Here is a 12,759-nt window from a genome sequence, read left to right as displayed (position 1 = left end):
CGGCTCACCTTTCGATCTTGAGCCAAGAAGACCATCCGTCCCCGCCCGCCGCAATTCCGCGCCCACTGGTGGGGGACCGGCTGCGTAGAATGCGGCGGTGGTCGATGTTCGCGAGGTTCGCCGTCTCTGTTACGGCTTCGCCCGTCGCACCGGCGGAACCCTCGCCGAATTCCGCGTCCCGGACGTCACGCCGAACTTCTGGCAAGCCATCGTCCAGTATCCCGGCCGCACGATCTCGGTCGTCGCCGCCAGCGACGCACCGCTGCTCGCGCTCGCCCGGCCCCGCTCGCTCGACTTCGCGCCGTCCCGGGAATGGGGTCCGCTGGAGTTCGTCGACGAGCCGGAACTGGCCGCCGTGCTGGCGGAAACGGAGCAATTCCGGGTGCTCACGCCAGCCGACCTCGAACGCTCCTTCAACGCCGAGGACTGGCCGCACCTCACCCCATCCGACATCGCGTACTGGAAACCGGCGACAGTCGGCGAAGCCTTGTTCACTTACTGGGACTGACCTCCCGGACTCCGGACAGCGGAAAGGTGCCGCCGCCGGAAATCGTGACGGAGCCGGTGAACACGTCCCCGTCGACCGTGCCGGTCACGTTCACCTCGAAGCGGACCGGATCAGTCACCAACGCCGCGAAGGCGATCTCCCGGCCGTCGACCGTTCCGGACACGATGGGGACCGTGACTTTCAGCTGAGTGTCGAAAATGGAGCCGGACACCGCGGTGCCGTCGGTCGCGAGGTCGAGAAGCAGGTCTTTGCTCCCGGCCGGGTGGACGAACGTGATCTTCCAGCGGCCGCCCGGGCCGGTTTTCCCGCTGGCGGGCCGGGAACGCTGCTCCGGGCGCGCCACCGGCACCGGAGCCTCGCCGAGCGCGGGTTGTCCAGGCTTCACCTGAACCCCCGCGGAATTCAGGAACCCCGCCATCATCCGGTAATAGCCGACGAGAAACAGGATCTCGATGATCTCCGCATGATCGCGGGTCGCGGCGAGCGCCGTCCAAGTTTCGTCGGACACAAAGACATTCGCACACAGCTCGTCCACGGCGCACAGCACCGCGTCGTCCTCGGGCGGCCAACTGGCGTCCGGGTCGGAGAGGGCCGCGATCTCCGCTTCAGTCGCTCCGCCCCCGAGCGCGGCGGGCGCGTGGTTGGCCCATTCGTACGGCGCGTCGCACCGGAGCGCGACGCGGAGGATCGCCAACTCGCGGATCCGCGGATGCAGTTTTCCTTGGCTCAACAGGTAAGCGCCCAACGCCCCCGACGCCTGCATCACCTCCGGCGCGCGAGCGAGGACCTGGATCACGGTATCCGCGCCGAGTTTCGCAAGCTTTTGCTGTTCGGGGTCCATCTCGTCGAGTTCGAGCGGCGGGATGCGGGGAATCGTCGCGTGCGGCACGGTCAGTTTCCTTCCGCGGGCAGGCGATCGAGCGCCGCCCGCGCTTCGTCGAGGCTGAGCTGCGGATGCGAGTGGAGGTCGATCAACGCGCGGGCGAGCAGGTGGTCGCCCGCCGGACTGAGGATGTCGACGCCGGCCGCGCGAGAAATATGCTGGTGCAGCACAGTGATCGACAACGCCATCGCAGCACCGACCGCGGCCCGCACCTTGGGCTCGACCGTCGGCGGATCCGACCGCCGCCGATCAGCGACGACGAGCCGTTTCACGCCAGCGTCGACCATCTCGTCGAACAACGGCGCAGCTCCGCCTTCGACCAGCGCCCGAATGAGGTAATCCCGATACGGGCCGACGGCGATCCGCGCCGCCGCAACGGGGTTTGCGGTGGTGCTGATGGCTGGGGTGTCGGGGTTTGCGGCGGCGCTGGCGGTCGGGGAGTCGGGGTTTGTGGCGGCGCTGGCTGCTGGGGTGTCGGGGTTCGCGACGGTGTTGGTGGCCGGGGAGTCTGGATCTGCGGCGGCGCTGGCCGCTGAGGTGTCAGGGTTTGCGGTGGTGCTGGCGGCCGGGGTGTCGGGATCCGCGGCAGCGCTGGCAGCCGGGACGTCGGTGTCGGTCAACTCGGCCAAGTCGGCCGGAACCTGGTCGTTGAGCTGGCGGAGAAGCTTCGCCAGGTGCGCATCGCACGCCTCGCGAAGCGCCTGTTTGGACCCGAAGTGGTGCCGCACCAACCCCAAGGACACCCCGGCTTCCGCCGCGATGCCCCGGATCGTGGCGCGCTCGAAGCCGTGCTCGCCGAAGTGCCGCATCGCCGCGTCGCGAATCCGGGCGCGCGCGGTCAAGTCGCCAGGGTCGGTCATGACACCGCCACTATACGCATGAACAGCAGGCTATACCTCTGTATAGCCATCGCGCCAGATGCAGCGCAACAACACCGTTGTCCCCGCGCTACTGCTGGTCAGAACTGCTTTTCGCCGCCATCGACGTAGATGTTCGCCCCAAGGATGAAGCTGCTCTGCTTCGACGCGAGGAACAGCACAGCATCGGCGACCTCGCGCGGCGTCCCCATCCGGCCGAGCGGAACTCGCGCCGCGAAACTCGCCCGGGCCTCGTCGACCTTGTCCGCGCCGACCGCCTTCTCGAGCACCGGCGTGTCGATGGTTCCAGGCGAAACCACATTGACCCGGATGCCGCGGCCCTTCAGCTCGTTGGCCCAAGTCCGAGCGTAGGAGCGAAGCGCGGCCTTGGATGCCGAATACGTCCCGAACGACTCAAGGCCGTCATCCGCGCGGACCGAAGAATTCAGGATCACCGACGCGCCCTTGTTGAGCAGCGGCAACGCTTTCTGGACAGTGAAAAGCGTGCCGCGAACGTTGGTGTCGAAGACCTGGTCGAAGTGCTCCGCAGTCGTCTCCTCCAAGCTCGCGAAAGATCCCGCCGCCGCGTTGGCGAAAACGATGTCGAGCCCCCTGCCTCGAGCGCGAACCGCGTCGTAAAGCCGATCCAGGTCGGCGAGATCAGCGATGTCACCCGGTACCGCGGTTGCCGAACCAATGGTCTTCACGGCCGCATCCAGCGCTTCCCGGTTCCGGCCAGTGATGAAGACGTGCACCCCCTCGCTCGCGAGCCGTTCGGCAGCGGCCAGACCGATCCCGCTGCTGCCGCCGGTGACGACCGCCGTCTTGCCCTTGAGCTGTCCCATTGCTGACCTCCGATTATTTCAGTACCGATCGGTACTAAACGAAACCGTAGCACTTCCGGACCGATCGGTACTGAATGGGTACACTGATGCGGTGACCACTCAGGGCAAGGCGCACCTCGGCCGTCCGCGCGGCTTCGACGCCGACGAGGCACTGCGGCGCGCCATGCTGGTGTTCTGGGAGCAGGGCTACGAAGGAGCCAGCCTGGCGGACCTGACCGGAGCCATGGGCATCACGAAAACCAGCATGTACGCGGCTTTCGGCAACAAAGAACAGTTGTTCCGCAAGGCTTTAGCGCTCTACGACGAGGGTCCCGCCTCCTATGGCTCACGCGCCTGGGCGGAGCCGACCGCCGCCAAAGTGGCCGCCGCGGTCCTCAACGGCGCCGTCCAAGCAACAACTGATCCTGATTGTCCGCCCGGATGCCTGGGCGTCCAGGGGTCGCTGGCAGCGGGCGAACTAGGCCTGCCCGCGCGCGAATTGCTGGTCGAATGGCGCAATGCCGCACGTCGAGCGCTGGAGAAACGCTTCCAGCGCGCCATAGACGAACACGATTTGCCCCCATCTGCCGATCCGGCACGGCTAGCTCGCTACATCATGACGGTCGCGTTCGGCATCGCCGTGGAAGCAGCCAGCGGCGCAAGCCGGGAAGAGCTGCAAGAAGTCGCCGACGCAGCCCTGTGCAACTGGCCAGAGTTTCAGCGACCGCAGTAAAGATCGACCGCGACGGTCATCCGTTCCCGGAACTCGTCACGAGTCTCCGCGTCATGCTTGATGCCGATCGCCGTGCTGATCAACGTCCCGGCCACGTCGCCAGCGGAGCGGCCACCGATCGCCTCAACGACGAGCGCACGAAACTGCTTCGGGTATTCGGCTGGCATAGTGCCAAGCAATTCGGGATTCGAGTCAATCAATACCCCGATTTCCGCGGCCATCGCCCCGACGTAACGACCGGCCCAATGATCGAACGCCTTGATCAACCGCTCACGCAGCGGTCGCCGCGAATCGGCGAGAGCGCTCCGCGCCGCCTCGATGCTGCTGTCGAGCGAATGCCGCACCGTGGCCCGGAACAGCTCCGGCTTGGACGAGAAGTAGAAGTACAGGCCAGGGCGCGAGATGTCCGCAGCCTGCGCGACGTCGTCCATGGATGCCTTGCGATAGCCGTAGCGCGCGAAAACCTCCAACGCCGAGTCCAGCACCTGCGTACGCCGATCACTGCCCATAGTCACACTGTACAGACTGAACCTAACCCGTATAGTTCGAAGGGTGCCTCAAACCTCCCCGATCCACACAGCCTCCGACGCCACCAGCACTCCCGGCGACGTCGTCACGGACCGGAACCCCCCGGCTTTCGACGCCACCAGCACCGCCGCTGACGTCGTCGCGGGCCTGATCCACACGGCGTTCGACGCCCCTAGCACCACCCCTGACGTCGTCGCAGATCTGATCCACACAGCCTTCGACGCCACCAGCACCGCCGCCGATGTCGTCGCAGGCCTGAACCTCACCGGCATCCGCGCTGTCGTCACCGGCGCCACGTCTGGCCTAGGCCGTGAAACAGCCCGCGCGCTCGCCTCGGCCGGCGCCGACGTCACCCTGGCCGTGCGCGACACCGCCGCTGGCAAGCGCGTCGCCAACGACATCGCCACGTCCACCGGAAACCGCGCTGTCCGCGCCGCGCATCTGGAACTGGCCGACCTCGCCACAGTCGCCCGCTTCACCAGCAACTGGGACGGCCCGCTGCACCTGCTGATCAACAACGCCGGTGTCATGCGCCCGACGCTGGGCCGCACCCCGCAGGGCTGGGAACTGCATTTCGCGACCAATCACCTAGGCCACTTCGCACTGGCACTGGGTCTGCACGACGCCCTCACCGCCGGCGCGAACGACCGAGGATCGGCCCGAATCGTCGCAGTGACCTCCGGCGCGCACATGTACTCATCTGTTGTCTTCGATGACATCCACTTTACTCAGCGAGCCTACGACCCCCAACTGGCTTACGGACAGTCGAAAACGGCCAACTCGCTGTTCACGGTGGAAGCGACCCGCCGATGGTCGTCCGACGGAATCGTCGCCAACGCAGTCAACCCGGGCGGAGTTTCCACTGGCCTGCAACGAGATTTCACCCAAGACATGAAGGACCACCTAGACCGTCTGGAAGCCGCCGGCGTCTTCGCCTACAAAACCATCGAACAAGGCGCGGCCACCACGCTCGTCGCCGCGACCGCCCCAGAATTCGCCCATAACGGTGGTCATTACCTGGACGACTGCACCGAAGCCGCGACAGTTCCCGACGACGTCGACTTGGCAGGCAACAGCCACGCTGTCAAACGCTGGGCCCGCGACGGTGCCACCGCGCGGAGACTGTGGGAGGTGTCCCTGGACCTGATCCGTCAATACTGATTAGGCCCACTGGATATCCCAACGCAGTCAGCGCAAAGCAGGTTATTTGTTGCCACCAGGGCGTTTCCCCTAGGGGCACGGCCTACATCCGCTAGGTTTCCGGCGTGGACACGACAGACAAGGTCTCGGATCTGTGGTTGTCGTTGCGGGTGGCGAACTCGATGGACCACAGCATGGAGCGGACCGCGCTGCTGGCCGACGCAGTGCGAATGGCCGACCGCCTGCGAGAACCGCGGGCCGCGTTCCGGTCCCGTCGGATGCTCGCCGAGGCCTATCGGCTCGACGGCAGCTGGGACCGGGTGCGCGGCCTGTTCTATGAATGTCTCGACGCGTATGACCAGGGCTGGTGGCAGTTCGACCAGAAGGACGAGGCCGAATTGCTCGGCTGGTACGCCTGGTTTGTCGAGTGCATGGTCGACTTCCCAGACCTCAGTCTCGAGGAAATCCGTGCCGCTCTACGGGGAGCGGAGCGTCGATACGCGGCAGCCGGTTTGCCTCAGCACGAGGTCTACTCGGCGCAGCGCGGAGTAGCCGCACACCTCGGCGACTGGGCGACCGCAGACGACGCCCACCTGCGCTGGGTCGCCACTGCGCCGACCGACGAAGATGACCGATGGCTCGACGTCGCCTCGATCGATCACCACCTGTGCAAGGGAGAACCGACTCGCGCACGGTACATCGCGGCCGCGATGCTGGAAAACCCCGCGTCCTTAGAGGAACCGATCACGGCCGTCCGCTGCCTGATGCTGCTGCCGTTGGCCCGCGCCGGTGAATGGGACCTGGCGGCCCTGACCTTCCGTCGCATCCGGCGCGCCATGTCCGGTGAGTTCTTTTCACTGGAACATGTCGGTCTCATCATCGAATTCTGCGCACTGACCGGCAACGCATTCGTCGGCGTCGACTGGCTGGCCGCAATGGCAGGCTTCGAGGCACGGCAACGGCCTCGCCACCATGGAATTCGCTGCCTCGGCCGCAGTGCTGGCCAGCGAACTGGTCCGCGCCGGCCGCGGAGACACGGTGCTGGACCTGGGACCCGAAGACCCCAACACCGTCCCTCTGCGGGTTCTCGCTCGCCGAATGCGCCGCCTCGCGCTGGACTTGGCCGAACAGTTCGATCGCCGCAACGGCAACACTTTCCAAGGCGACCGGATTCGCACCCGTCTCGCCTCCCAGCCGCTCACCGACTTCCTGCCGCTCGAACCGACCAGCCGTCCGCCGCTGAATGTGCTGCCACCGTCCGGGCTGTCCGATGAGGACCTTCTCGCCCGCGCGGAATGGCACGACCTGCGCTGCGAAGCCGACGAAGCGCGCGCTTGCCTCACGGTCGTGTCCGAGAAGCTCCCACCGCACCTCAGCGCACGACTGATCGAGCTACGCGCGAAGTTCTTTCAAAGCGAGGAAACCGAACCAGCGCTGCGCTACGCCATCGACATCTACCACCAGCACGGCGACCAACCACGCGCCTTGCTCGCCGAATGCTGGCTCAGCCTGTGGACCGCCCACACCGGCCGCCCCGACGAAGCGCTCGCGAATGCCGTCACCGCAGTCGGACAACTACGCCTCTCCGGTGACGACACTTCGTGCGCCTGGGGCGAATACTGGCTGGCCTATCTCCTTGCCAGCCAAGGCGCACACGCCGACGCACTAGCCGCACTCGCCCGCGGCCAACGACACGCCGAGGCCGCGTCAGACCACCTGGCGCGAGGCACGCTCTTAATCCTCGACACCACGCTACGCCCGTCGCGCGCCACCGCCACAGCCGCGCTGGACGCCTTCATTTCCGCCCGCGCACCGGAAAAAGCGTTGGAAGCACTAGAACTACTTACACACCATGATGGTTACCTGGAGGTCCTCGAGAACATTCTATCCGCTCCACCCCAAGGAATGCCCCGCCTGATCGGGCGAATGCGCTACCTCCGCGCCTGCTCTCCGCTCGACCCCGCGCACTCCGCCGACGACCTCACCGAAGCCGTCGGCCAGGCCGCACTACGAGGTCAGGACACCGCCGAACAATGGCTGCAGCTGGCCCAGGCCAACCACGCCGCCGGTCGATACGAAGACGCCGTCGACGCCGGCCAACGCGCGACCGAACGGATCGACCCGCACAGCGACGCCCGCGACCAAGCCGCTTACCTGCTCGCAGACAGCTATCGCCACCTAGGCGACCACCGCGCGGCCCTCCGTGAATACCGCCGCCTCGCCGACGGTGACGGCGCACTGGCAGCCCAGGCATTTGTCGCTGGCACCGCTTTGCTGGAACAGCTAGGCATCACCGACTGGCCGACCTAACTCTTCTCGGCGCTCGCCCTCCGTGCCTAGCTCGCGGATTCTCATACTTTGCCGCAGCTCTCCAAGGACAGCCCGGCCGACGAGCTGGGGGCATGCACTGCTTCTCAGATCCCACGCTCAGTGCGCGACAGCACTTGCCACAGCTGGCGATCCCGAGCCCCCGGCTTTCGCCACTGAACGGCGAAAGCGCCGTCAACGCGACAAACCGCCAATCCGCGAGACGGCACAGTTTCACTCTCAAGCCGTCACCGCGCAGGTCAGGCCGTCGGCCGCCCCGCCCCCGCGTAGTCGTCGCCCGGCTTCCGATACGGATGAACCTGCACCGCCTGCCCAGTCTGCGGCGCGTCGATCATCTGCTGGTTCCCGATGTAAAGCCCCACATGATGGATCTTCGTTGTCGGCGCACCGTAGAAGATCAAATCCCCCAACTGGGGTTCGCTCACATGGGCAACGCTGCGGAACTGCGTGTCCGCCGTCCGCATCAGCCTGACGTCAGCGCTCGCATAAGCCGCGGTCGTGAGACCGGAACAGTCAAAACCGGGGTCGGCGTCGCGTGTGCCGTTGCCACCCCAGACGTACGGCAGCCCAATCTGATCAATCGCGAAGTCGACAGCCGTGAGCACCGCCGGATTGGGCGGCTGCTCGCTCTGCCCGACTGTGCCGTAGACATTGGTAGTCGCAAGCGTCCGATGCAGCACCACCGGCGCCGGCTCCAACGTGGCGACCCCGTTCCACCAGTCCGTCGCCAGATCCCGGCCATTCGCACAGAGCGCACGCCCAGCCGTGAGCGCCGCATCGTCGATGTTCTGAATGTCAGCCTTACCGCCGGACGCACTCCGCTGCCACTTGCTCCACACGGCAGGGGAGAGCTGCAACGGCCCCGCGGCTCCCGGCGTCGAAACGGTCCGGTGATAAAAGTCGAGAATCTCTACTGTGCCAAGAGGTTTCGCGAGAGTCCCGTTTTCCCTGACTTGATTACCCTGAGCCCGCCCGTGATCGCTGGTGATCTTCCCGATCGCAGCGAGAGTGATCCAAGACAGGTGACAATCGGGCTGTTCCTTGCTGAGCGTGACAGTCGCCTGCGCGTACCCGTTCATTGCCCGCAACGGAATATCGAGCCACTGACTGGTCCGCGACGCCCACGCCCCGAACTCCCCAGCCCGCGGCACCCCAGGCTGAACCGGCACCACCAACGTAGGCGCAGGGGACGCCGAAACCGTCTTCGAAGTCGTCGGCACCACCGACGATGTCGCCGCGACGTTCCCAGAATTCGCGTCGCTGGCCCCACCCGGCAGAACCTGCACCGCGACAGCCAACGCTGCAACGACCACCACAACAGCCGCCAACGCGATCACAGCCCGCCGGTTCCGCGCGAGAAACCCCTGCCGCGGGTGCGCCGCTCCCTCGCCACCCATTGGCTGTGTCTCGTCGCCGCTCAGCGGCGAAACGCTGGTCGTCTGAGCAACGTCGCCACCCAACGGCGAGGCAGCACCCCGCTCATCCCTCTCGCCATTCAGCGGCGAATCAGCGGTCGATCCAAATCTGTCGCCGTCCGACGGCAACAGAGCCTCCGGTCCGGGGTCGTCGCCACCTAACGGCGACACGCTGGTCAACTCAGGCGCGTCACCACTCAACGACGACTCATCAGCCACCCCGGAAGTTTCGCCACTCAGCGGCGACACGCTGGTCGACCCAGGATTCTCGCCGTCCACCGACGACGCCCCGCCCACGAATGCCCTACCCGCGCCGACCGATTCACCGCCCACTGGCGACGCCCGCCCCGCTGACGGATCACCCGACTCAACCGATTCGCCACTCACCGGCAACGAACCCGTGCCTCCAGGCTCGCCACCGTCTGAACCGGCGGTCGCGTCAGGCGTGACCTGGGATTCGCCATCCAGCGGCAATGAACCCGCGCCCCCAAGCTCGCCACCGTCCGAACCGGCGGCCGCATCAGGCCTGACCTGGGATTCGCCACTCACCGGCAACGAACTCGCGCCCCCAAGCTCACCACCGCCCGAACCCGCCGCCGCGCCAGACCCGACCTGCGATTCGCCATCCAGCGGCGATCTCCCGGCCCCCTCCATCACCGACCCCCGGCGAGTCTCGACAACACGAACTCGCGCAGCACATCCAGCTCCGTGTCCACCGCCACCTCGACCGCCCTCCCGACCGGCGCAGTCGGGACCGCCCGGCGGTCGACGATCGTCATGCCGCGGGTCGGGCCGAGGCCGGAGTCGATGTCGACCGGGTAAGTCTCCGTGCGCAGGATGCCCGGGCGGATCGCCTCGGCGACGGCCACCGCGTCGTGCAGGACGATGCCTTCGTAGCCGAGCACCTGCCGGTAATGCGCGAGGTAGTCCGGCGTGAACGAGTCCAGCGCCTGCCCGACCGGTCCGGACGCGGCGAGTTTCGCCAGCCACGCGCTGTCGACCGCGCACCGGTGAGTGAGATCGAGGGGGACCATCACGCAGGGGACGTCGTCCTCGGCGAGCACCCGACGTGCCGCGTCCGGGTCGGCCCAGATGTTGAATTCGGAGACCGCGGTCGAGTTGCCCAGGGTGAGCGCGCCGCCCATCAGGACGATTCGCGCGATCTTCGATCGCACCCCGGGGTGGGCCGCGAGCAGGGCGGCGATGTTCGTGAGGGGACCGATCGGCGCGATGGTCACCGGTTCGTCCGAGGCTTCGAGCAGCGAGACCATCAGGCCGACCGCGTCGGAATCCTCGAGCGGGCGGGTCGCGTCGGGCAGTGAAGCGGCGTGCCCGGAAAGCCCGTCGGAACCGTGGACCGTGCTCGACCGGTGCAGTTCGCGGTAGAGGAGGGGCCGCGAGGCACCCGCGGCGACCGGGACGTCCGGGCGGTCGCACAGCTGGAGCAGCCGGCGCGCGTTCGAGGTCGTCGTGGTCAGCGGGACGTTGCCGAAGACTGTGGTCACGCCCAGCAGGTCGACGTCCGTCGACCTCGCGGCCAACGCGATCGCGAAAGCATCATCGACGCCGGGGTCGGTGTCGATGATCAGCTTGGTCCCCATCGTGCTCCCCTTGCCTGTGGCTGGCCGTCGTCCACAGGTTACGGTCAACGGCATGACGTCGATGTGGGGTGCGCCCGCGTTGTCGCGCGTGCGTGCCTGGCGGCGGGCCCGGCGGGACCCGCACCAGGCGAAGTTCCTGACGGCCGACTCGCTGCGCTGGGTGCTGCGCAATCGCGCGTACACGCCGTGGTACCTCGTGCGTTACTACCGGCTGCTCAAATTCCGCATCGCGAACCCGCACATCATCCTGCGCGGCATGCTGTTCCTCGGCAAGAACGTCGAGATCCACTGCCGTCCCGGATACGGCCGGCTGGAGATCGGCCGTTGGGTGCACATCGGCGACGGCAACGCCATCCGCTGTCACGAGGGGTCCCTTCGCATCGGCGACAAGTCGGTGTTCGGGCGGCAGAACGTGATCAACTGCTATCTCGACATCGAGCTCGGCGCCGCCACGCTCGTCGCCGACTGGGTCTACATCTGCGACTTCGACCACGTGACCGCGGACATCCACGTGCCGATCAAGGACCAGGGCATCGTCAAGTCGCCGGTCCGGATCGGCCCGGACACGTGGCTCGGCACGAAGGTCAGCGTCCTCAAGGGAACGCGCATCGGCCGCGGCAGCGTCCTCGGCGCGCACGCGGTCGTGCGCGGTGACATCCCGGACTACTCGATCGCGGTCGGTTCACCGGCCCGGGTGGTTCGCAACCGCGAGGACGACTACGCCGCGGATGAGGCCCGGCGCGAGGCTGTCGCCGACATGGCGCGCAAGGCGAACAAAGCACTGCAGAAGACGCTCGGCGACAGCTGACGCGGCGTGGCCGCATGCCGAGTTCGCTCGCGAAAATGGCCTGACAGCGTCGATAGCCTCACTTTATGAGCGAAGCCCTGCGTCGGCACGTAGCCGCCTTCAACGATCGTGACCTTCAAGCGCTCCTCGACGGCTTCACCGAGGACGCGGTCTGGATCACCGGCAGCAGCGTAGTGCGCGGACGCGAAGAACTCACCGAGCTGTTCAGCAGTGCCATGGAACAACTTCTCCCGACCTTGACGGTCGAAAACGTTCTCGCGGACGGTGACCAGGTCGCCACCCAATTGACCGAACGCCTCACCCACAACGGCGAGAACCACGTTTTCGCTATCGCCAGCTTCTATCGGCTGGCTGGAGACCGCATCAAGTCGGCGAAGATCTACCGCGAGGGCAGCGCCGAACTCGGCTGACCGGCGTTGCCGTTTTTTGGCGAATCACGCTGACCTGCGTAAACCCTCGCCTGTGCGGCTCGATTCGCCGGTCGGCGGCAGGCAACGACCTGTCTTCAGCCGTCGCCGTGGAGAGACGACTCGGACAGAGCCTTCGCCACTATGTCGTCGATAAAGGCGGTCTTCGCCGCCGTGTAAGCAGCACGGTCAGTACAGAATCGCTGGGCGAGTGATCGCTTCAGCGTCACGTACGAGTGAGCCGTGTCGGGGTGGGCGCGCAGGAAATCCCGGAACGCGAGTACTCGAGCGAGATTCTCGTTGTCGGCTGCGGAGACGTAGAGGTGGTGCGGCGGTGTGCCGGGAGACCGGGTGAATGCTTCTCGCCCGGGAATGCCGAGATCGCCTTCGCGCCGGTAACCGATCGCCCGCAGACTGGCGGCAACAGCGGACAGATCGTCGTGGCTGGCGACGACGACGGTCAGATCGGTGATCGGCTTGGCGGCCAGCCCGGGGCCCGCGGTGCTGCCGACATGCTCGACACGTCGCGCGAGTCCGCCCAATGCTGCGGTGATGCGGTCGCGGAGGCCAGCGAATGTCCGAGGCCAGCGCGGGTCGTAGTCCACGATCTCGACTGGGATGTCCACCCGGGTCGTCCTTTCGACGCGTCCCGTCGCCGGCGCGCATCGAAAGGCGCACGTCACCTAGCAGCGGCCGCTGGGCCTGTTGCCAGTCAGCGGCGAAACCA

Annotated in this window: 13 protein-coding genes; 6 read left to right on the top strand and 7 right to left on the bottom strand. The window is 66.7% G+C overall.

Features of this window, described 5'->3' with window-relative positions; all coding sequences use genetic code 11:
- The first annotated feature begins 97 nt into the window (after positions 1 to 97).
- Entirely contained in the window at positions 98 to 508 is a 411-nt protein-coding gene (locus ACZ7OI_RS27725) for a hypothetical protein (protein WP_470267075.1), read from the top strand.
- Here ACZ7OI_RS27725 and ACZ7OI_RS27720 read toward each other — a convergent pair.
- The 3 genes from ACZ7OI_RS27720 to ACZ7OI_RS27710 all read right to left on the bottom strand — a co-directional run bounded on the left by ACZ7OI_RS27720 (position 492) and on the right by ACZ7OI_RS27710 (position 3,093).
- Entirely contained in the window at positions 492 to 1,397 is a 906-nt protein-coding gene (locus tag ACZ7OI_RS27720) for a carboxymuconolactone decarboxylase family protein (protein ID WP_470267074.1), read from the bottom strand. The two genes, ACZ7OI_RS27725 and ACZ7OI_RS27720, sit on opposite strands and share 17 nt — an antisense overlap.
- 2 nt (positions 1,398 to 1,399) lie before the next feature.
- Positions 1,400 to 2,251 carry a TetR/AcrR family transcriptional regulator gene (locus tag ACZ7OI_RS27715; RefSeq protein ID WP_470267073.1) on the bottom strand — a complete coding sequence of 284 codons (852 nt, stop codon included), beginning with the start codon at positions 2,249 to 2,251 and terminating at the stop codon, positions 1,400 to 1,402.
- Between the two features lie 98 nt (positions 2,252 to 2,349).
- Entirely contained in the window at positions 2,350 to 3,093 is a 744-nt protein-coding gene (locus tag ACZ7OI_RS27710) for an SDR family NAD(P)-dependent oxidoreductase (RefSeq protein ID WP_470267072.1), read from the bottom strand.
- Between the two features lie 91 nt (positions 3,094 to 3,184).
- Here ACZ7OI_RS27710 and ACZ7OI_RS27705 point away from each other — a divergent pair, with 91 nt between their 5' ends.
- Positions 3,185 to 3,805 carry a TetR/AcrR family transcriptional regulator gene (locus tag ACZ7OI_RS27705; protein ID WP_470267071.1) on the top strand — a complete coding sequence of 207 codons (621 nt, stop codon included), beginning with the start codon at positions 3,185 to 3,187 and terminating at the stop codon, positions 3,803 to 3,805.
- Here the strand turns inward: ACZ7OI_RS27705 and ACZ7OI_RS27700 are convergent.
- Positions 3,790 to 4,314: a TetR/AcrR family transcriptional regulator gene (locus tag ACZ7OI_RS27700; RefSeq protein ID WP_470267070.1), complete on the bottom strand. Its 525-nt coding sequence runs from the start codon at positions 4,312 to 4,314 to the stop codon at positions 3,790 to 3,792. The genes ACZ7OI_RS27705 and ACZ7OI_RS27700 overlap by 16 nt on opposite strands.
- Before the next feature lie 43 nt (positions 4,315 to 4,357).
- On the opposite strand from ACZ7OI_RS27700, the gene ACZ7OI_RS27695 reads away from it, so the two are divergent.
- Positions 4,358 to 5,494, top strand: coding sequence for an SDR family NAD(P)-dependent oxidoreductase (locus tag ACZ7OI_RS27695; RefSeq protein ID WP_470267069.1), 1,137 nt, complete (start codon positions 4,358 to 4,360; stop codon positions 5,492 to 5,494).
- A gap of 1,077 nt (positions 5,495 to 6,571) precedes the next feature.
- The gene (locus ACZ7OI_RS27690) at positions 6,572 to 7,783 is read left to right on the top strand and encodes a tetratricopeptide repeat protein (RefSeq protein WP_470267068.1); all 1,212 of its coding nucleotides are present in this window, start codon (positions 6,572 to 6,574) and stop codon (positions 7,781 to 7,783) included.
- Positions 7,784 to 8,040: 257 nt separating this feature from the next.
- Here ACZ7OI_RS27690 and ACZ7OI_RS27685 read toward each other — a convergent pair whose 3' ends face one another.
- Together ACZ7OI_RS27685 and ACZ7OI_RS27680 are read right to left on the bottom strand one after the other, a co-directional pair.
- Positions 8,041 to 9,198, bottom strand: a complete 1,158-nt coding sequence (locus ACZ7OI_RS27685; protein ID WP_470267166.1) for a C40 family peptidase — start codon at positions 9,196 to 9,198, stop codon at positions 8,041 to 8,043.
- A 671-nt stretch (positions 9,199 to 9,869) separates the two neighbouring features.
- Entirely contained in the window at positions 9,870 to 10,817 is a 948-nt protein-coding gene (locus tag ACZ7OI_RS27680; protein WP_470267067.1) for a nucleoside hydrolase, read from the bottom strand.
- A gap of 52 nt (positions 10,818 to 10,869) precedes the next feature.
- Here ACZ7OI_RS27680 and ACZ7OI_RS27675 point away from each other — a divergent pair, with 52 nt between their 5' ends.
- Together ACZ7OI_RS27675 and ACZ7OI_RS27670 are read left to right on the top strand one after the other, a co-directional pair.
- On the top strand, positions 10,870 to 11,625 hold the full coding sequence (locus ACZ7OI_RS27675) for an acyltransferase (protein WP_470267066.1): 756 nt from the start codon (positions 10,870 to 10,872) through the stop codon (positions 11,623 to 11,625).
- A gap of 65 nt (positions 11,626 to 11,690) precedes the next feature.
- Complete coding sequence (locus tag ACZ7OI_RS27670; protein WP_470267065.1) at positions 11,691 to 12,035, top strand: nuclear transport factor 2 family protein; 345 nt, start codon at positions 11,691 to 11,693, stop codon at positions 12,033 to 12,035.
- Positions 12,036 to 12,130: 95 nt separating this feature from the next.
- Here ACZ7OI_RS27670 and ACZ7OI_RS27665 read toward each other — a convergent pair whose 3' ends face one another.
- On the bottom strand, positions 12,131 to 12,658 hold the full coding sequence (locus ACZ7OI_RS27665; RefSeq protein WP_470267064.1) for a GrpB family protein: 528 nt from the start codon (positions 12,656 to 12,658) through the stop codon (positions 12,131 to 12,133).
- Between the last annotated feature and the right edge of the window lie 101 nt (positions 12,659 to 12,759).

Source organism: Amycolatopsis sp. NPDC114503, from assembly GCF_055633655.1.
Note: the sequence above shows the minus strand (reverse complement) of the source record. Positions and strands in the feature narration are given on the sequence as shown.